Origin of the sequence: Paenibacillus azoreducens (assembly GCF_021654775.1) — a bacterium.
GTDB classification, from domain to species: Bacteria; Bacillota; Bacilli; order Paenibacillales; family Paenibacillaceae; genus Paenibacillus_AQ; species Paenibacillus_AQ azoreducens.
This window is the reverse complement of the sequence record NZ_AP025343.1, coordinates 4465391-4485802: the sequence shown is the minus strand read 5'-3', so window position 1 is coordinate 4485802 and position 20412 is coordinate 4465391. Positions and strand designations below refer to the sequence as shown.

Below are 20412 nucleotides of genomic sequence, written 5' to 3'. Positions count from 1 at the left end.
CGCACAATGAGTATCACACTTGGTATTGCACCAATCGCTTGGACAAATGACGATATGCCGGAGCTTGGTGCGGAGAACTCTTTCGAGCAATGTATCAGTGAGATGGCTTTGTCCGGTTTTACTGGCACAGAAATTGGTAACAAGTATCCCCGTGAACCGCAAGTGCTGAAGAGCTATTTGGAGCCGCGAGGCCTATGTGTTGCCAGTGCCTGGTTCAGCGCGCTCTTGACAACGAAACCTTATGCTGAGACAGAGGCCGCTTTTATGAAGCATCGTGATTTTTTACACGCAATGGGCGCCAAAGTCATTGTCGTATCGGAACAAGGCCAGAGCGTTCAGGGTCAGATGGACACACCTGTCATTGACAAGAAACCTGTTTTTACGGATGAAGAATGGAACAGACTCGCTGAAGGCTTGGAGAAACTCGGCGCGCTGGCGCGTGAGAAAGACATGCGTATCGTTTATCACCATCATATGGGCACGGGTGTCCAAACCACGGCCGAAATTGACCGCCTGATGCAAAACACGGATCCGGAAAAAGTATCGCTTTTGTTTGACACGGGACATTTGGTATTCTCCGGCGAAGATCCGGTGGCGCTTTTCAAAAAATATCAAGACCGCATTTTCCATATTCACTTCAAGGATATCCGTGAAGATGTTTTAAAACAAGTTAAAGTAGAGAAACAGAGTTTCTTGCAGGGTGTGAAAAACGGGGTCTTCACTGTGCCGGGCGACGGTATGATTGATTTCCGTCCGATCTGGGAGCTGATCGATGCCAGCGGTTATGAAGGCTGGATTGTAGTCGAAGCAGAGCAGGATCCCGCCAAAGCGAATCCATTCCTGTATGCTCAAAAAGCGCGCAACTATATTCGTGAAGTAACGAATTTATAATAAGAAAACCTCTAACGATGCTTTCAAGGATGATCGACGGCGACTCAAAAGTTAGTTTTCTTGCGATATAGAATTTTATCAGCGCAGCTAGATAACCTATAAATTCTATATGTATCGCATAAGGCATTTTATTCATAGTTGAAATGCCCAATTTCTCACTTGAGCCATAGAGCTCAAACCTTCATTCATCTTCAGCGGTGGTTCATAATTATGAATTGTGGATTCTGAAATATGAATACGGTTACATGAAATTAAGTTTAGGAGTGTGGGGAATGAGCAAAACAATCCGATTAACGACGGCGCAGGCATTGGTCAAATTTTTAAATGCGCAATATGTGAGCGTGGATGGGGAAGAAACGCCATTTGTTGAAGGCGTATTTCATATTTTCGGCCACGGCAATGTCCTGGGTATCGGGCAAGCTTTAGCTGAGGAGCCCGGCCATTTGCGCAATTTTCAGGGGAAAAACGAGCAGGGGATGGCTCATTCCGCAATCGCTTTCGCCAAGCAAAACTTGCGCAAGAAAATTTATGCAGTTACGGCTTCCTCCGGACCTGGATCGGCAAATATGTTGGTAGCATCGGCGACGGCATTTGCTAACAATATTCCGGTTTTGTTCCTGCCTGCGGATACTTTTGCCAGCCGTCAGCCGGATCCGGTATTGCAACAAATAGAGCATGAGCAGAGTCAGGCCCTAACCACCAACGATGCATTCCGCGCCGTTACTCGTTATTGGGATCGAGTGCAGCGCCCGGAGCAGCTTATGAGTGCGCTGATCCGCGCTTTTGAAGTGCTCACGAACCCGGCTGCTGCCGGTCCGGTTGCGATTTCCATCTCGCAGGATACGGAAGCGGAGGCCTATGACTATCCTGAGGAATTCTTTAATAAACGCGTGCATTATTTCGATCGCCGCCCCGCAACTCCCCGGGAAATAGGTGCGGCAGCGGCGCTGATAAAAGATAGTAAACGTCCCGTCATCATTATAGGCGACGGCGCTAAATACTCCGAAGCGGGTCCTATGCTTGAGCAATGGTCTTTGCAGTGCAATATTCCGCTTGTAAGCACGCATTCCGGCAAATCAACCATTACACATGATTTTGAGAACGACTTGGGGAGTCTGGGCGTGCATGGTACAAGCGCAGGCAATAAGGCTGTGCAGTCGGCAGATTTGATCATCGGGGTGGGCACGAAATACGATGATTTTACGACCGCTTCAAAGACTTTATTCAATTTTGAACAAACGAAGTTTATCAATATCAATATCAACCGCCGTCAGGCATATAAAATGGATGCGCTTCAGGTGGTAGCTGATCCTAAACAGGTTATTGAGCAACTGATGCCGGAACTTAAAGGTTACAAGTCTTCGTTTGGCATGGAAATCGCGGCATCGAAGCAAGAGTGGCTTAAGGAAAGGGAACGCTTGGCAGCCACTCGGTTCAACCGCCAGGACTTTGCGCCTGAAATCGCAGGACATTACACGCAAGCCCGGATGAATGAATATGCAGAGGTGCTAGGTACGGAACTGTCCCAGACTGAGGTGTTCATCAAGCTTAACGATCTGGCTGACGACGATGCGATTATTGTTGGCTCTGCCGGTTCTCTCCCAGGCGATATGCAGCGGTTGTGGAACGTCAAGAAACCAAACACCTATCATTTAGAATATGGTTATTCCTGCATGGGTTACGAGATTGCCGGCAGTCTTGGAGTGAAACTGGCGGCGCCGGATCAGGAGGTATATGCGGTGCTTGGCGACGGAAGCTTCCTGATGCTCCATACCGAACTGGTCACGTCGCTGCAATATAGACAGAAGATTAACATTGTCTTGTTCGACAATGCCGGTTTTGGCTGTATTAACAATTTGCAGTTGGCCCATGGCTGCGATAATTTCGGTACAGAATTCCGTGATAGCGACGGGCAAATCATGAATATCAATTATGCCGCAGTCGGTGCAGCATACGGGGCTAAATCGTATGAAGTACATACGATGGAAGAATTCGAAGCGGCCGTAGCCGATGCGAAAAAGCAAAACATATCGACCCTGATCCATGTCAAAGTTCTGCCTAAAACGATGTCTGCAGACTGTGAGGGTAGCTGGTGGAATGTCGGGGTATCCTCTGTCTCAAAACGGAACGAAGTCTTGCAAGCTTATGCGGCGAAGCAAGAGAAGCGTAAAACAGCAAGAAAGTATTAATTGGCCGCCCAAGATTAAAATGAAAGCGATAATATAGAATGCTAGTCGCTGTTAAGCCGTTTTTTCCATGTTTTTAACAAGGGGAGAGGTAACTGATGAATAAAATTGTAATATCATTGATTGGTTTTGGCAGAATTGGTCGAGTCCATTTGAAACATTTGCTTGAAAATAAACGATATTCCATCAAGCACGTCTGTGACATCAGACCAGCGGAAGACTTTGAGCAGCAGTATCCGAACATTAAATATGTTCAGGATTATCGAAAAGTGTTGTGTGATGAAGAGGTGGATGCAGTTCTTATCTGTATGCCAGCGTCGTTACAACCAGAAATGATTAAGGAAGCTGCACAGGCAAATAAGCACATTTTGTGTGAAAAACCAATTGGGTCGGACTTGGATAAAATTATGGAAGCCTATGCTGAAGTGAAAAAGCGAAATATCATATTCCAGCTTGGTTTTAATCGTCGCTTTGATGAAGATTTTTTAAGTATTAAAAGGCAAATTGATAAAATTGGCGTACCGCATGTGCTAAAAATTACCTCTCGTGACCCTGAAGCTCCTGGGCTGGACTATGTGAAAAATTCTGGTGGATTATTTATGGACATGGCAATTCATGACTTCGATATGGCACGTAACATGTTTGGTGAAATAGAAGAAGTGTATGTAAATGGGGCTAGACTCATTAATCCGGACTATGCGGAATACGGAGATATTGACACAGCAATTACTACTTTGAAATTCGCTAACGGTGCCATCGGGGTAATTGATAACAGTCGTCAGGCTGCTTATGGTTATGATCAACGTCTAGAAGTGTTTGGCTCAGAAGGAATGCTTCAGAATGCGAACCATTGTGACCACAACACTGTATTTACGTCGAATAACGGAGTTCAGTCGGAGAAGCCGCAGTACTTCTTCTTGCAGCGCTATATGAAATCGTACGAGACAGAAGCTAATTTCTTTGCTGATTCGATTCAACATGGAGCAGAAGTGGTATGCACAATCGTCGATGCGATTATGGCAGTTAAAGTTGCGAAAGCAGCACAGCAATCGTTAGTCTCCGGAAAGCCGGTTAAAGTAGAAAAGATGACAGACTAATTGTCTGTAATAAGTATATGGAAGTGTTTGTATTAGGCGGTCAGCAGCGTGTACATGCAATCTATTGAGCTTGCTGCTGCCGCTATTTAGGAGCGAAGTGATTCGTCCAATGAGAGATTCATATGTTGCAAAGTTGCTTTTTGCGGGGGGGGGAGGAACCGATGGCGAGTAAAAGCAAAGTGCTGCTGATCGCCTTAATCGTGACGCTTGGTGGATTGTTATTTGGACATAATACGGCTGTTGTAAATGGAAGCCTGAGTTTTTTGGTGGATAGCTGGAATATTAACTCATGGATGCAAGGTCTTATCTCATCTGCACTAGAATTAAGTGCGGCAATCGGTGCCCTCTTCGGTGGTGGCATTAGTGATAAGATTGGGCGCAAGAAAACACTACGCATCATCTCTTGGATATTTCTAATCGGTGCTGTCGGATGCGCATTAGCACCTAGTGCATGGTTCTTAGTTGGTGCAAGATTCTTCTTAGGTCTTGCAGTTGGTTCGGCATCGGCTATCGTACCCATCTATTTGGCGGAAATTTCAACCTCTGCTCATCGTGGAAGGGTTGTTTCTATCAATCAGGTTATGATTGTAAGCGGTCAGTTTTTAGCCTTTTTGCTTAACTGGTTACTCGGGCGTATGTTCATTAGCGCAGATGGTGTGATCGAATATAGTGATGCATGGCGTCTTATGATGGGGGTAGCTATTTTTCCAGCACTAGTGATGATTATCGGTATGACGAAAGTGTTCGAATCACCGAAATGGTTAGTCAAGCAGGGCAAGCTGCAAAAAGCTGTTGAAGTTATTAAATCAATCTATTCGCAGGATGAGGATCGAAAAGCGCAAATTGCTGAACTGCATGAATTGCAGATGAATCAACAGCAAGGTAAAGAGGTCAAGACACGCAGCAAAATTCCTGCTTGGGCAATACGTGTAGCTTTTATTGGATGTCTGCTCGGGATTATTCAGCAATTCGTCGGCATTAACGCAATGATGTACTATAGCACAAATATTATGGAGACTTTCGGATTTTCCAAGCAGTCAGCACTAATGTTTAACGTATTAAATGGTGTCATTTGTGTTGGCGCTGCGATGATTGGAATGATTGTGGTCGATAAGATGGGACGTAAGAAACTGGATAGCATCGGGCTTAGCGTTTGCGCTGCTTCTTTAGTGCTTGTCGGAATTTTATCGAATTTGTTAGCAGGTATGAGCTTTACTCCGTATTTGTTACTGGCGCTGATTTTTGTCTATATTTTCGCCTTTCAAGGTGCGGTTGGACCTTGTACATGGCTGTTAATTTCTGAGATTTTCCCTGCCAAGCATCGCGGTACTTTTATGGGAATTGCCACCTTTGTATTATGGACAGCGAATTTCCTTGTAGGATTTTTGTTCCCACCAATGCTTGAAGCGATTGGAATCAACGCGATTTTCTATATTTTTGCTGGCTGTGCTGTTGCTGGTTTAATTATCGTTAATACGTTGCTGCCAGAAACGAAAGGAAAAACGCTGGATGAAATTGAATCCTTCTTCTCCGGCGAAACAAAACAAGATGAGACAGTTGCGAAAGTTACAACAATATAAATGAATGCAAGCAAAAGGAGTGACTACTGACAATGGAAAAAGTAAAAGTTGGCGTCATTGGTCTTGGCCGTCTTGGCATGGTGCATATGGAACACTTAGTGACGCAAATTGGTGAAGCCGATGTAAAGGCAGTATTTGCGCTTGATCAAGCACAACTAGACTATGTTAAACAAAACTTCGGTGTAGCTACATACACTGACTATAAAGCGTTGATTGACAACGAAGATATTGATGCTGTATTTATCGTTACACCAACAGGACTTCACCCTGAAATGACTGTATATGCTTTGAACGCAGGTAAGCATGTATTCTGTGAAAAGCCTGTAGGCTTGCGTCTGGATGAAGGTGTACGCGAGATGGAGCGGGCGGTTAATGATCATCCTGAATTAACATTCCAACTAGGTTTTATGAGGCGTTATGATGCTTCCTATAAGCAGGCCAAAGAGCTTGTGCAAGCAGGTAAAATTGGTGATATCATTTATATCCGTGCTTACGGTATCGACCCAATTTCCGGCATGGAAAGCTTCACTAAGTTTGCAACAGATAACGACAGCGGCGGCGTATTCGTTGATATGTGTATCCACGATATCGACTTGATCCGTTGGTTTACAGGTTTGGAACCTGTTGAAACATGGTCTCTAGGCAATACTATTGCTGCACCGCATCTGGAGAGGATCGGTGAATTCGAAACGGGTGTAGCAACGTTACGTTTTGCTAACGGTATGGTAGCGACATTGATCGGTGGTCGTCATGCAGCACATGGTAGCCACGTAGAATTAGAAATTATGGGTTCTCATGGTTGGATTCGTGTAGCTCAAGAGCCAGAGAAAAACTTCGTAACATTATTTACGGATGCAGGCGTTGTTCGTCCTTGTATGCAAGGTTTCCCTGAGCGTTTTATGCAAGCTTTCCTCGATGAGAAGAAGGACTTCATTAAGCGTGTACAGGAGAAGAAGCAAGGAAGCATCACGATGGAAGATGGTATTAGAGCATTGGTTATTGCTGATGCTTGCAAAGAATCCGCAGCTACAGGTAAGCTAGTTAACATTTAAATAATAAATAAGTTGAACTAAAGGAAAGGACAAGCAAACCACTTTCGTAGAGGAACTGAAAGACTTCATCCACCGTGTTAAGACCAAGCAGCAGGGTAGCGTAACGTATGATTTTGCAAACCATAAAAAAATGCAATCACATAAAAAGCACTGCCCTTAGTATGATTGGGGAAGTGCTTTTTTAGTGAAATCATGGTAGCTGCCAAAGAGTTATTCAGACTCTTTTTTTGCCTGCTCGGTTGGGTTTTTCCACAAAATCACATGATGGGTTTTACTTAATTTCTCATAAAACAAAATATCTTTTCTGAACATACGGATCACGACATGTACGAAAAACCACGCATTCAGGAAGAAAACCACGATGCCCAGAAAAGCGCGCGAGATATCCGGAAGATTGTCAAGCGAAGCGCCGAGAAGGCTATTCAAACCGAAAAAGACCCAGTAAAGCAAAGCATAACGTTTGAACAGAGCCGCTATCGAGATCCTTTCGCCCATTTTCGTCAAACGGATGCGCACCATCCATTTTCCCGGCGTCACGCCATCTGTCAACCAGGGGATCAGCATAAAGTATATGCCTGTAGCGACCCAAAACGAAGCCGGGATATGCAGGTAGTGGCATATTGAGGCGAGAATGGGCCAGATGATGGAATCGATCAAAAATGCGATAGCTCTGCGGGTGTAGGTGACCCTTTTGGTGGTAAGATCGACATGCTCGTCAAGCTTTTCAATCCGGGGCAAAAATCTGGCCAACCATTCGGCTGCCAAATACCCGCAAATGCCTCCGAGCGTGTTCATGATCAAATCATCAACGTCAAATACGCGGTAAGGGTGGTCATACAGTCCGTAAATGCCGGTAAGCTGCGTTACCTCAAAAAAGAGGGACAGCAGGAACGAAAAAGCGAAGACACGCGCCCAGCCCGTTCGGAAATAATAACGGAGCATCATCCCGAAAGGAACCGTCAGCAGAATGTTAAAAATAACCTGGAGAAAAGCACGTTCTTTCAGCAGGTGCAAGTAAGTTGACGGCTGGGATGGGACCACGGAGGTTTCTCTTAGAATATCATTAACAAAATTCAGTGGAATAAGCTGCAAGGCCCCCGACGCCAAAGCGGCGTTATGTCTTGATGACGGCAAAGGCAAAATGACGAGGAAAAATGCATTCATCACATACAATAGAAACAGGTACAGCATAAAGGCCCGGACTTTATTGATGTATCCATATTTGCGATATTGAATGATCATAAAAGGCAGCGTGAATAGAAACGCCGCAAAAGGAAAAGCCATAAAGGCGTAGGAAATGGGGAAAAGATAGGAATGAAGCATCAGGTTATCGCATCCTTGTAATCATTGTTGTTTGGCTGTCTATGGCAGTCGAATATGATCATAACACAAACAGGGTATAATCTGGTTTAAATTATTCTTAAATTTTTCTTCAGAAAGGCATGCTTTATATTCACGTATCGGCATAATAGGTTATACTGTACAAGCATCAACCATTTACTCAGTCATTAGACAAGATTTTCGCATCAGGGGGACATGGATGGGACAAGCAGAGGGAAAGTTGCAAAAAAAATTAAAGCCCAGACACATTAGTTTTATGGCTATGGGCGGCGTTATTGGGACAGGGATTTTTAAAGGCAGCGCGGAAACGATTGGTCTTGCCGGACCGGGCGTCGTTATTTCCTATATTATTGCCGGATTGCTGCTCTTGGTCGTGATGGCCGCCATGGCGGAAATGGCGACGGTTTATCCGAACCGGAATATGAAGGATTTTGTGCGTGAAGCATTCGGGGAGAAGGTTTCCTTTGTGATGGGCTGGATGTATTGCTTCATGTGGCTGTCTGTGTGCATCATAGAGATTATTGCGGCTGGCAGCTTCCTGCAATACTGGTTTCCGGCAGTTCCGTTATGGGCGCTAAGTTTGGCCAGCGCGGCTTTTATTATTCTTATTAATTTGCTCAGCGTGGGCACATTTGGCGAGTTTGAATTTTGGCTGGCCGGGATCAAGATTGCCATGATCATCATTTTTATCGCGCTTGGGGCTGGCCTGATCTTTGGCATTATACCGAGCGAACATACGCCTTATCTGGAGAACTTCACGAAATCGGGAGGCTTTTTGCCGAATGGCTGGACATCCGTTTTTTCGGCGATGCTGGTCGTTATGTTTTCTTATGGGGGCTCGGAGTTGATCGGGCTCACGCTGACCGAAACGGAAAATGCGGAGCGCATTTTGCCCAAGGTGGTTGGCAATTTTATTTTAAGAATCATTTTGTTTTTTACGCTGCCGATTCTCGTGATTTGCGGACTGATTCCTTGGAACGAAGTAGGGCCGGAAAGCAGTCCGTTTGTGCAGGTGCTATCGTCTACGGGGCTTTCGGGCGCGGCTCACATCATGAATTTCATCCTCGTTACGGCCGTGCTATCGGCTGCAAACTCGGGAATTTACGGCGCATCGCGCATGTTGTTCTCGATGGCTGCGGCAGGGGAAGCGCCTCAAGCTTTAGCTAAGACAAACCGGAAGGGCAGTCCGGTGTATACCTTGTATTTATGCGCAGTGATTTTGCTTGCAGGCGCCCTGCTTGGATTTTTTGCGCAGGACCAGCTATTCCGGGTGTTGATGGCTGTACCGGGGTTCGTCGTGATGCTGGTTTGGATTTGCATCGCTTTATCCCAATTGAAGCTGCGCGGGAAGTATCCGGTCAAACCGGCTTTCAAGGTATGGGGATATCCCTATGTAACGGGTGCCGTTATCTTGTGTCTGTCCGTTATTGCGGTAATGTTCCTGTTTGACCAGCAGAACCGTTTGAGTATCGGGATTTGCCTGGCTGTACTGCTGGTGCTTATCGTCTGGTCCTTTATCAGGTTCCGAGGGCAGCGGAGAGCATAAAGAAAATGCGGAATTAGTATGTGGAAATTCGTCAATATGGGAACGAATGTTTCTGGAAACATTGACATTTTTTCCATTTGGATGTATATTCATAACAAACGAACGGATGTGCGGGTGAAGCACCTCGCAGGTTAGGCTAAATGCCTTTCTTGCGGGTGCTTTTTTGTGCTTCCGGTCCGAATGATGATGGAATAAGGAGATGATTGAATTGATCGACGGGCTGAATCGCAACAGAAGACGGAGCATAAATATAGTCGTTTTTATGGTAGTATTTTTGCTGATCATAAGCGGACCTTTACATGCCGCTGCTTCCGGCTGGGACGCCGCATTCTCGAACATTGAACAGCTGCATGATCGTTTTACCGCATTGGAGTCGGCGATTACAACTGACAAGCAGCAGATCACAGCTTTACGGAAGCAAAATAATGACAGGCTGCAGGAGATAAACAGGAAGGTGCAGCTTATTGATAAGGTTTTGGTCGAAAGGCTGAAATCGGAAGCGGAGCAAGCCAAGCGGAAATATGCCCCCATGCTTGCGGAGTATGCCGAGCTGGGGCGCAAAGCGGCGGAAGCAAGGAAACGAAAGGACTCGAAATCGGCATTATTGTTTGATTTGAAACGGAATCGGATCAAAGCTTCCGCATTAGCGGCAAAACAGGAGATCAAAGCAAAAAAAGAGGCTCTGGCGGCCGCTAAGAAACAGGCGAACGCGAAGGCTAAAGCGGTGAAGGCGGAATTGTTGCCGGTACAAGCATTCAAGAAACAAATCACTGTGGAAAATGCTAAAATCGCGGAGCTGAACAAATCAAAGCAGGAGGCGAATAAACGTTATAAAACAGCCGTGAAGCAGGGAGACGCGGTGAGTGCTGCGGCAGAATTAAAGGGGATGGTTGAGGCGTTAAACCGGGTTCAGGTTTCCCAACGTAAGATATTGGAATGGGAAGGGAACATCGCAAAAGCGCTGCGTTCTGCGGAAGCGAAAATTCCTGTTTAATCGGGATTACTGATTGAAGGTGCTTATATAAGTAAACCCGTCAAATTTCTGATTTAGGAAATCCGACGGGTTTTTTTGTTTCCCGAAAATCAGAAGCTCAATTGCCAAGAGACGCCGAACCTGTCTTGAACCCATCCCAATTTAGTAGCAAAAGGATAGTTACCCAATTTATCATGCAGGCTGGGTTTTCAATCAACTTCTAATTCGGTTACAATTACAGATTTCAGGTGCGAGAAAGCCCACTCCTTAAGGGGTGGGATGATAGCGACTTCGGACTGGGGCGTACCTTTAGGTACGTACATGTACGACTCTATCTAGCTCCTTTTCTTTTTTGTTTGTTTGCGTATGTTTTAATACCATACATACAATAAATGTGTTATACTGAAATCATGGAAGAATATAGAAGAACCAAAACAACTGTAAGTCTACTCAACTATCATTTTGTGTTTTGTCCTAGATACCGTAGGAAGATATTCCGCAATCAAGCCGTTGACGAACGCTTTAAAGAGCTAGTCCGTCAAATCTGTAAGGAACACGACTTTAAGATTGTTGCAATGGAAACTGACAAAGACCACTGCTACTTATTCTTAAATGTCCCTCCAACCTACAGTCCTGCGGACATCATGGCGAAAGTGAAAGGAGGCACGTCAAGAATACTACGTGATGAATTCGACTTTCTAAGCGCTTTACCAAGTTTATGGACTCGTAGTTATTTCGTATCCACCGCTGGAAATGTATCTTCACAAACCATAAAACGATATGTTGAAAATCAGAGAACGAGGTGAGAACTCATGGCGCAATCCTTGACAATCAAGATCAAGCTACTTCCGACAAAGAAAGAAACTGAGCTTTTGAAAAGTTCGTCTTTGCGCTATATTGAAACCGTGAATTTTCTCGTTTCTGAAATGGTTGCCGAACAAAAGACAACCAAGAAAACGTCTAAAGACGTTGCAGTTTCACTGAATAGTGCGGTGAAGAATCAAGCGATCCGTGATGCCAAGAGTGTGTTCAAAAGAGCAAAGAAAACAAAATTTCAAATCGTACCCGTCTTGAAAAAGCCAGTGATCATTTGGAATAACCAAAATTTCACGGTCACGCCAACAAGTATCTGTATGCCTTTTGTGATTGACGGACGCTCGAAGAAGTTAAGTATGAAAGCACTCATTGAACAACGAGACCTTAATCTGTTAGCCATCGCAACCAAAATCGGTACGCTGAGAATCACATGCAAAGGCAACAAATGGATAGCTCAAATTGCGCTGGAAGTTCCAACCGAACTCACCCCTTCAACGAAAGTCATGGGTGTAGACTTAGGTATCAAAGTTCCTGCTGTCTGTGTCACCGATGAGAAAGAAGTGAAGTTTGTTGGAAATGGACGCATGAACAAGTACGTTCGCCGATACCATAATGCTCGTCGCAAAGAGTTAGGTAAAGCCAAAAAGCAAAATGCGATTGAAAAGTCTCGTGATAAAGAGCAACGATGGATGAAAGACCAAGACCATAAAATCAGCCGTGAAATCATTGATTTCGCAATGAAACACAATGTCGGTGTGATCCGACTTGAACAGTTGTCGGGCATTCGGCAACAGACAAGAAAAAGTCGTAAAAACAATCATTCTCTAAGTAACTGGTCTTTCTATCGTTTAGCACAATACATCAAGTACAAAGCAAATGTAGCGGGTATTAAAGTGGAACATGTAAACCCAGCATACACGAGTCAACGATGCCCACAATGCGGACACCACAATCATGCGCTAGATCGTAGGTATACTTGTTCGAACTGCGGTGCTAGAGAACACCGCGATTTAGTCGGTGCATGGAATATTATTTTTGCACCTGTGATTGATGGTAACAGTCAATCAGCCTAGACACCTATACGGTCTGGTCTAGGATGGGGTAATGGCATACCCTTAGCTTAGGGCTAGTACAAAACAGAAATGGACTGCGTACAGTTTAGTACCTAAGAATCCCACCTCATGCCAGTAGGAATGAGGCTTGCGCCTTTAGGCGTGGGAGTGTCAAAGTCCTTTTGTTATTTATGCACATCAATAAAAAGGGGGAACCGCCGTCTAATGGCTACCATAAGAGAGCTTCTGTCAGATGCTGATTTCGAAGAAGCCGAGCGCAGGAAGCTTCCGATCCGAGTATTTCGCGACGATCTTTTGATCGATTCCGCTACTTATATCATCCGGTTTACGGATACTACGATTATTACCCAATCGGATGTCAGCGACGTAACATATCACTCGCGCCGGGAATGTCAATTTTATGAGCTGCGCAAGTGAGGCTCGGGAATAGCGCCATAATTCAGAAAAAGAATCAAACGCATGGAGGATGGCCGTCAAAGCGATCTTCCATGCGTTTTTCGTGAAAATACCTGGGATGGCGGGATTAAACGCTCTAATTCAAGTTACTTCACGGCATCGTGGCATGTGTATGATTCAATTCGATGAATGACCTCAGCGCTTTAGATATCCATTTCTTCGGATGTGTCACAAGCTGTAGGTGTAAACGTATATCCGGATGGGCAAACGGCAGCATCGTCAGCTTCCCTCTGCGAATCTCGTCAATGGCAGCCATTTCGGGCAGAAGGGAAATTCCTGAACCGGACATGACGCATCTTTTGATCGCTTCCGGGTTGCCGAGCTCAAGACCAATGATATAAGGGATATGATTCCGTTTTAGAACCTTTTCCAACATGATTCGATAATTACAGCTATCCTCAGGCATAATCCACTCCGCATGCGCGAGATGGTTCAGTTCGATTTTGTTCAATCGTGATAATGGATGATCCGGTCCGGCAATCAGAATAAGCGGTTCTTCCTTGACTGCTTGCCAGTTCAGAGAGGCATCGGTGGATTTATTTTCCAGAAGCAGACCGAGGTCCAGATCGCCTTCTTTAACCTTTTGCACAATATGATCTTCCCGGTCTGTATGCAGCCGAATTGTGAGAGCGGGAAACTGGTGCCGAAGCTGCTGCAAAACAGGCGGCAGAAAGTAAGAGGCAAGCGAGTCCATGGTTCCGATCGAGAGGGAGCCTCCTTCTTGCCTGCTCAGCCTTTCGACGGATTCCTGGTATAAGCCAAGTATTTGAACCGTGATTTGAAGCAGTTCTTCTCCCGCTGAAGTAAGCCGCATCCCTTTTCCAAAACGTTCAAACAACTGTACGCCATAGGCCTTCTCCAGTTTTTGAATCTGCGTGGTTACGCTGGATTGCGCGTATCCTAGTTCCTCAGCCGCCCGGGTGAAGCTCTGGCGAAGGGCAACCTCCCGAAAGGTGTGCAGATAAGTTAGATCCATATCGTTCACTCCATCAATAATATTGATAATGATCATCAACTATTATAGATAACTCTGATAACTAATTCTATGTTACATTAATCTCACCATAACGAACAGGAGGTCATCCAAATGTTGGATAGACGAGATATGAATGGTGTTTTTGTACCTGTGATTACGCCCTTTTTGCAAAGCGGGGAGCTGGATTTGGAATCCTATCGGAGTTATTTAGGTGGGCTGATTCAGCACGATATTCAAGGATTGGTTATCAATGGGACGACTGGAGAAGCGCCGACGGTGGCTTGGGAAGAAGTCCTGCAGCTTGTCCAGGCCACAAAACAGCTCATTGGGGGCAAGAAACAACGTATGCCGGTTATTATAGGCACCGGAACAAATGATACGGTATCAACGGTAAGGCGAACGGAAAGCGCCGCAGAAATTGGCGCCGATGCCGTGCTGGTGGTGGTTCCTTATTACAGCAAACCGTCGCAGGAGGGAATTATTAAGCATTTTCAAAAGGTTGCGGAAGTGGGAGTTCCGGTTATTGCTTATGAAATTCCATCCCGTACCGGCGTTCGGCTAACGATGGAAACAGCAAGAAGAATCATGGCCCTGAATGGAGTTGTCGGATTAAAAGACAGTTCAGACAGCCTTGCGCTGCTATCGGAACTGAACAGGCATGGAGCAGGACCGGTATTATGCGGCGATGATATCAACTATTATGCCATGCTGAAACAAGGGGCGGCCGGTGGAATATTGGCGTCCGCCAATGTCAACACTCAAACATTTATTGATGTTTACCGTCTGGTACAAAGCGGTGACGATCTCTCGGCAAAGCATTTCTTCGATCAACAGATTCCATTGATCCGTAAGCTGTTTCAGGAATCCAATCCCGCACCATTAAAATGGATTCTGGCAAGAAAGGGGATTATCGCCTCAGATCAGCTTCGCCTCCCCATGGCGCCGGTTTCCAAGGAACTTGAAGATGAACTGGAGCATTTGTTGCCTCATTTGAGTGTAAATTAAAATTGGCGTGGGCGGAGCGGTTGGGATAAGGACAGTGATCTCTTGACGGGAAAAATATATTTGATATATCAGTATAAATTCGTATTCAGAAGCTGAGGCCTGTTTGAATGAGAACAGATAGCGAATAAAGTCATGAGCCTATGAGATAGCCCCGTATTTTCGGCCGCTTGCGTTTAAATAGCGTAAAGGCTGACGCAGCCGTAATCGGAATACAGCGCCAAATAATCTTTCGTAAAGGTCAGGTTACAAGTTTTCACCACATGTTCAGGTTTGAATTCGAGGATATGCCGTAACGTGTGTGTATGATAAAGATGCACCTGTCCATAGCTGTACATCGCCAGCAGCGGTTTGCTCGGATGCACGGCAAAGCTTTTGACGTGATCGGTTTTCCACTCCGGGGCTAAGGTTGATGTACCCAAATCGTAACATTTAAGCTCCCATGACCCGTATTGCTCCTGGGTGAACAAATAACGATCATCCGACGAAAAACCCATAGCTACCGTCAAGGCGCTGATATCTTTGGCAATCGAATGCTCCATATGCGTTTCCAGATCGCAAATGACAATTTCGCCAGGCTGTGTGCAATAAGCGAAAACCTGTCCGCTGCGCGACAGTCCGCCGCATAGCTGCAAGCTGTGCCCGTTAACCTTTTCCGGAGCAACCCGGGTCTGATATATGATTTCCTGAGTCAACAAGTCCGTAACAACCAGGTGAGGGGCGTCATACCATAGTGCCCGGCTTCCGGACAAGGAAAGTGTGCTTTCGTATACAGCCCGAGTGCAGCAGCGAATGCTTCCGTCCGCTGCCAGTCTCGAAATTTGATGGCTGTCATTGATCAGAAGCTCACCGGTTTCCGGGCAATAAAACATGTCATAAATCAAATGATTCCCTTCTAATACCGAAGCGAGCTGTTTCTGTCCGTGCTCGTCAATAAGATAAATTTCTTCCTTTTCAAATTGGCCCACCACATACCCGGCATAAAACTGATTGGTTTCCGGAATGGCAGCGAGCGGCATGGAACCCGTGTAACCATCGCCGATGTATAGATGAAACAGCGGATTTCCCGGTTCCGCTTCAGTGCAGCTATAAATGAATCCCTTTTTTAACCTGCTCCACATTTCCTTTTCAGCGTATTTGGAGGCTTGTTCCGGACTGTCAAATCGTTTCTCCCGCTGTTTCCCCCCGTTATTGGACATGGCAACACGTTCCCCGTCGCATTCGATTTCCCAGGTTTTACGACTGTCTGGATTCAAAAATATTCGCTTCATCATTACCTCACTGAACTGAAATTTAATATTTTCTTCAATTGTATAGGGATTAAATCAGGAAGGATACAGGCCATTTTACCTACTAGCGGCGTTATCGTTACCTAATCGGATTGCAATCCCTTATAATATAGGATAAACACAGCTTGATTTAATCGGGTGAGCGGTTGATCGAAGCGAAGGAGATTATCGTTTTGAGAACTCAAAGAGAGCGGATTTTAGACCGGCTGCAGGGGCAGGTCCGGGCGGGAGAGCATATTATCGGCGTGGCGGCCGGAGCGGGGATTTCGGCCAAATATGCAGTGAAGGGCGGAGCAGACCTTATATTGGCGCTGAACTCGGGCAGATTCAGACAGATGGGGCTAGGTTCGATTGCCGGATTCATGCCTTTTGCCAACAATAATGATATGGTGATGGAATTCGGTTCGCGGGAAATTTTGTCCGTGGTCGGGGATACGCCTGTCATTTTTGGATTATGCGGAACCGATCCCGGCCTTGAACTCCCCTTTTATTTGAACCGCGTTCGAAGCAGCGGTTTCGCGGGCATTATCAATTATCCGACGCTTGGGCTCATCGACGGGCAGTTTCGCGAAGCGCTGGAAGAAGAGGGGATGTCCTATCTGCAGGAGGTGGAAGCCGTCCGGCTTGCGCATGAGTTGGATTTGTTTACGATGGCTTTCGTCTTTAACGCTGAACAGGCGGGGCTGATGCTGGAAGCGGGTGCCGATGTCATTTGCGCTCACCTGGGTGTTACTGCAGGCGGCTTGATGGGAACGAAAAAAGTGCTGTCCCTGGAGAAGGGGGCGGACATCGCCCGGCAAATATTTGCGGTATGCGATGCATCCGGCAAACAGCCGATCAAGCTTGTATATGGAGGACCGGTTCACAGCCCGATTGACGTGCAGTATATGTATGACAATACATCGGCCATGGGATACGTCGGCGGTTCCAGCTTTGAACGGATTCCGACTGAAGAAGCGATTGTGGAGACGACCCATCGTTTCAAGCTTACCGGTCAGTTGGAGCAGGACAAGCTGCTGATGGACAAACTGGCCCAGGCGGATGAACCTTATGATTATGTGGCGTTTGTCAAAGAATACATTGCGGAAAACTATATGAACAACATCTCGTTTACCGAACTCGCAGAGCGGATTCATATTTCCCGCACGCATCTGAGCGCTTTGTTCAATAAAGAGGTGGGCTGCAGCTTCCCGGAATATATTGCGAAATACCGCATTCATAAAGCACAGGACGTCATGAAGCATACCAAGCTGCCATTGTCGCGGATCGCGGAAATGGTTGGATATCCCGATTACGTCCATTTCAGCAAAACCTTCAAAAAATATGCCGGGATAACTCCGCAAGCCTACCGCCAACAAATATACAAAACATAAGACAAATATACATAAAGATCGTACAAGGATACGATCCTTTTTTTGTGAAAGCGCTGTATCATATGGACTGTAAAGAGAAAACATGAACAGCCCTTAAGGGGCGGCTGAGACAACCATAGAAAATAAGGAGGTTGTACGGGTGAAAACGATAGCTATTGCAGGAACATTCGATTCAAAAGGTGCGGAGTTTTTATATGTTAAATCCGTCATTGAAAGCCTTGGACTTCACACATTTACGATTCACTGCGGCGTATTCGAACCGATGTTTAAGCCGGATGTTTCCCACATCGAAGTAGGAAAGGCCGCAAATGCCGATATCCAGGAGATTGCCGCCCGCAAAGACCGTTCTGCCGGGACGGAAGTTTTGGCGAGAGGCATGGAGAAGATCGTTCCGAAATTGTATGCCGAAGGGAAATTCGACGGTATTTTGTCTTTCGGCGGTACAGGCGGCACATCGATTGTTACCGCCGGCATGCGGAAGCTGCCGATCGGAGTTCCGAAATTGATGGTTTCTACCGTGGCATCAGGCAACACCGAACCATACGTGGGAACAAGCGACATCATCATGTTTCCGTCGATCGTGGATGTGTCGGGTCTCAACTCGTTTTCGACGAAAATTTTCACCAATGCCGCCCACGCCATGGCGGGTATGGTTCAATTCGAGTCGGCGCCGCCGCAGGATAAAAAACCGTTAATCGCGGCAACGATGTTTGGCGTAACGACGCCATGCGTAAATTATGCAAGAGAATACTTGGAGGAGCAGGGATACGAGGTGCTTGTATTCCATGCGACGGGCACGGGCGGCAAAACAATGGAAGCCCTGATTGACGGCGGATTTATCGACGGGGTGCTGGATCTCACGACAACCGAATGGTGCGATGAGCTGGTCGGCGGAATATTGGCTGCCGGACCGCACCGGCTTGAAGCAGCCGGACGCTGCAAAGTTCCGCAGGTAGTTTCGACCGGGGCGCTGGACATGGTCAATTTCGGACCGTATGAATCTGTACCGGAAGCATTCAAAGGCCGGAATCTGTATAAGCATAATCCTTCGGTGACTTTAATGCGGACGACGCTCGCTGAGAACCAAAAGCTAGGCGAAATTCTCGCGGATAAATTGAATCAGGCGCAGGGCAAGACGGCATTGATGCTTCCGCTGAAGGGAGTTTCCATGCTTGATGTAGAAGGGCAGCCATTCTACGGAGCCGAAGAAGACGCGGTGCTGTTTGCTACATTGAAACAAAACATTAACCGCCAAAAGGTCGAACTGATTGAAATGGACACAGACATTAATAACCAGGTTTTTGCCGTCGCGGCCGCCAAGAAATTGATCGAGCTGATGAAGTAGAAGCGCTGGGCGAACACATCATGAACTATTCAATTAGAGGAGGAAAATATACGATGAAAACAAGACAAGAGATTTTGGCGCAGCTTAAAGCGGAGGTAGCAGCAGGCAACGTATTATTGGGCGCAGGCGCAGGTACCGGCATTTCTGCCAAAAGCGCCGAAGCGGGCGGAGTCGATCTGATTATCATCTATAACTCGGGCCGTTATCGCATGGCTGGACGCGGTTCGCTTGCCGGTTTGATGGCTTACGGGGACGCTAACCAAATCGTGGTCGATATGGGCAATGAAGTGCTGCCTGTCGTGAAAAATACGCCGGTGCTGGCTGGCGTCTGCGGCACCGACCCGTTCCGCATCATGGATATTTTCCTGAAGCAGCTTAAGGAACAAGGTTTCGCCGGTGTACAGAACTTTCCAACGGTGGGGCTGATCGACGGCGTGTTCAGAGCAAACCTCGAAGAAACCGGCATGGGATATGATTTGGAAGTTGAAATGATTCGGAAAGCGCATGAGCTTAATCTGTTGACGACGCCTTATGTATTCGACGTAGAGCAAGCGAAGAAGATGGCTGAAGCAGGCGCGGATATTCTGGTAGCGCATATGGGCCTAACGATAAAAGGGACCATCGGCGCGAAAACGGCCCTTACTCTTGATGACTGCGTAGATAAGATCCAGGCAATTTGCGATGCGGGCAAAGCGGTAAATCCGGACATTATGGTGCTGTGCCATGGCGGTCCGATTGCCGATCCGGAAGATGCGGAATACGTGTTGTCGAAAACGAAAGGCGTTGAAGGTTTCTTCGGGGCATCCAGCATCGAACGTTTTGCGACTGAGGTTGGCATCAAGCAACAAACGGAAGCTTTCAAGAACATTTTAAAGTAATGCAGAAGCAGTTTCTTGCATAGGATACATTGTTGCCATTTAAATAAGCGTTAGCCTGTCCGAGCCAAAGCCGGAGGCTAACGCTTTTCCATGTTTTGTAGGTGAAAAGGCCTGGCGGAAGGATAAACGGGTGAAAAGGCCCGCTGCCGGATGCATCGATGGTCCCGTGTGTTTCGTGAAAATCATCCATTATACTGGTCATAGGGGTGCTATCGCTGAAAGGAGTTTGTTTAGGAGCATGCTGTACAAAGATCTCTACTTGAAAGAATACAATGCTCAGCATTGGATGGAATTCGTGGAATTGTACCGGAATGAGTATTTGCTTGTGAACGCGGAACTGCGGGAGAAAGCTGGGAAAAGCCGCATTCCGGAAGATATCTGTATGGTGCTTTTGCCTGAAATGGGAGATTACCTGTTCACCTGGATTGAAAAAAGCGTCCCTGCGCTCGGGTCAGACAAACCATCGGACTATTTGAACAATGACGACGGGATAAAGGCATTGAAAGCAATGATTATGCGAATGCCGAGGTGAACCTAA

General features: G+C 46.4%; 19 protein-coding genes. 15 read left to right on the top strand and 4 right to left on the bottom strand.

The features are described 5' to 3' along the window. The first annotated feature begins 6 nt into the window (after positions 1–6). The 5 genes from iolE to L6442_RS19690 all read left to right on the top strand — a co-directional run bounded on the left by iolE (position 7) and on the right by L6442_RS19690 (position 6806). Positions 7–891, top strand: a complete 885-nt coding sequence (iolE, locus tag L6442_RS19710; protein WP_212976756.1) for a myo-inosose-2 dehydratase — start codon at positions 7–9, stop codon at positions 889–891. Between the two features lie 272 nt (positions 892–1163). Continuing rightward, positions 1164–3080 (top strand): 3D-(3,5/4)-trihydroxycyclohexane-1,2-dione acylhydrolase (decyclizing), encoded by a 1917-nt coding sequence (gene iolD / locus L6442_RS19705; protein ID WP_212976755.1) that lies wholly within the window; start codon positions 1164–1166, stop codon positions 3078–3080. A 95-nt stretch (positions 3081–3175) separates the two neighbouring features. After that, positions 3176–4174 carry an inositol 2-dehydrogenase gene (gene iolG, locus L6442_RS19700; protein WP_237100001.1) on the top strand — a complete coding sequence of 333 codons (999 nt, stop codon included), beginning with the start codon at positions 3176–3178 and terminating at the stop codon, positions 4172–4174. Positions 4175–4335: 161 nt separating this feature from the next. Continuing rightward, entirely contained in the window at positions 4336–5754 is a 1419-nt protein-coding gene (locus L6442_RS19695) for a sugar porter family MFS transporter (RefSeq protein ID WP_212976754.1), read from the top strand. A 32-nt stretch (positions 5755–5786) separates the two neighbouring features. Further along, on the top strand, positions 5787–6806 hold the full coding sequence (locus L6442_RS19690) for a Gfo/Idh/MocA family oxidoreductase (RefSeq protein WP_212976753.1): 1020 nt from the start codon (positions 5787–5789) through the stop codon (positions 6804–6806). A gap of 210 nt (positions 6807–7016) precedes the next feature. On the opposite strand, the gene L6442_RS19685 is transcribed toward L6442_RS19690, so the two are convergent. Further along, positions 7017–8129 carry a VanZ family protein gene (locus tag L6442_RS19685; RefSeq protein ID WP_212976752.1) on the bottom strand — a complete coding sequence of 371 codons (1113 nt, stop codon included), beginning with the start codon at positions 8127–8129 and terminating at the stop codon, positions 7017–7019. A 217-nt stretch (positions 8130–8346) separates the two neighbouring features. Here L6442_RS19685 and L6442_RS19680 point away from each other — a divergent pair, with 217 nt between their 5' ends. Together L6442_RS19680 and L6442_RS19675 are read left to right on the top strand one after the other, a co-directional pair. After that, entirely contained in the window at positions 8347–9693 is a 1347-nt protein-coding gene (locus L6442_RS19680) for an amino acid permease (RefSeq protein WP_212976751.1), read from the top strand. 208 nt (positions 9694–9901) lie between these two features. Next, positions 9902–10687 (top strand): hypothetical protein, encoded by a 786-nt coding sequence (locus L6442_RS19675; protein ID WP_237100000.1) that lies wholly within the window; start codon positions 9902–9904, stop codon positions 10685–10687. 89 nt (positions 10688–10776) lie between these two features. Here the strand turns inward: L6442_RS19675 and L6442_RS33155 are convergent, their stop codons facing one another. Beyond that, entirely contained in the window at positions 10777–10854 is a 78-nt protein-coding gene (locus L6442_RS33155; protein WP_373871783.1) for a VOC family protein, read from the bottom strand. A gap of 219 nt (positions 10855–11073) precedes the next feature. On the opposite strand from L6442_RS33155, the gene tnpA reads away from it, so the two are divergent. The 3 genes from tnpA to L6442_RS19660 all read left to right on the top strand — a co-directional run bounded on the left by tnpA (position 11074) and on the right by L6442_RS19660 (position 12972). After that, positions 11074–11472 (top strand): IS200/IS605 family transposase, encoded by a 399-nt coding sequence (gene tnpA / locus L6442_RS19670; RefSeq protein ID WP_212976872.1) that lies wholly within the window; start codon positions 11074–11076, stop codon positions 11470–11472. A 6-nt stretch (positions 11473–11478) separates the two neighbouring features. Beyond that, entirely contained in the window at positions 11479–12555 is a 1077-nt protein-coding gene (locus tag L6442_RS19665) for an RNA-guided endonuclease InsQ/TnpB family protein (RefSeq protein ID WP_212976749.1), read from the top strand. Between the two features lie 204 nt (positions 12556–12759). After that, on the top strand, positions 12760–12972 hold the full coding sequence (locus L6442_RS19660; RefSeq protein ID WP_212976748.1) for a hypothetical protein: 213 nt from the start codon (positions 12760–12762) through the stop codon (positions 12970–12972). A gap of 130 nt (positions 12973–13102) precedes the next feature. On the opposite strand, the gene L6442_RS19655 is transcribed toward L6442_RS19660, so the two are convergent. Continuing rightward, positions 13103–13987 (bottom strand): LysR family transcriptional regulator, encoded by an 885-nt coding sequence (locus L6442_RS19655; RefSeq protein ID WP_212976747.1) that lies wholly within the window; start codon positions 13985–13987, stop codon positions 13103–13105. Between the two features lie 111 nt (positions 13988–14098). On the opposite strand from L6442_RS19655, the gene dapA reads away from it, so the two are divergent. Next, a complete protein-coding gene (gene dapA, locus L6442_RS19650) occupies positions 14099–14992 on the top strand; it encodes a 4-hydroxy-tetrahydrodipicolinate synthase (protein WP_212976746.1) in 894 nt (297 codons plus the stop codon). A gap of 173 nt (positions 14993–15165) precedes the next feature. On the opposite strand, the gene L6442_RS19645 is transcribed toward dapA, so the two are convergent. Further along, positions 15166–16245, bottom strand: coding sequence for a hypothetical protein (locus tag L6442_RS19645; RefSeq protein WP_212976745.1), 1080 nt, complete (start codon positions 16243–16245; stop codon positions 15166–15168). Positions 16246–16451: 206 nt separating this feature from the next. Here L6442_RS19645 and L6442_RS19640 point away from each other — a divergent pair, with 206 nt between their 5' ends. From L6442_RS19640 to L6442_RS19625, 4 genes are all read left to right on the top strand, one after another. Next, positions 16452–17651, top strand: a complete 1200-nt coding sequence (locus L6442_RS19640) for a phosphoenolpyruvate hydrolase family protein (protein WP_212976744.1) — start codon at positions 16452–16454, stop codon at positions 17649–17651. A gap of 139 nt (positions 17652–17790) precedes the next feature. Beyond that, positions 17791–18996 (top strand): Tm-1-like ATP-binding domain-containing protein, encoded by a 1206-nt coding sequence (locus L6442_RS19635; protein WP_212976743.1) that lies wholly within the window; start codon positions 17791–17793, stop codon positions 18994–18996. A 53-nt stretch (positions 18997–19049) separates the two neighbouring features. Beyond that, complete coding sequence (locus tag L6442_RS19630; protein ID WP_212976742.1) at positions 19050–19874, top strand: phosphoenolpyruvate hydrolase family protein; 825 nt, start codon at positions 19050–19052, stop codon at positions 19872–19874. A gap of 238 nt (positions 19875–20112) precedes the next feature. Beyond that, entirely contained in the window at positions 20113–20406 is a 294-nt protein-coding gene (locus L6442_RS19625) for a hypothetical protein (protein WP_212976741.1), read from the top strand. The last annotated feature ends 6 nt before the right edge of the window (positions 20407–20412 follow it).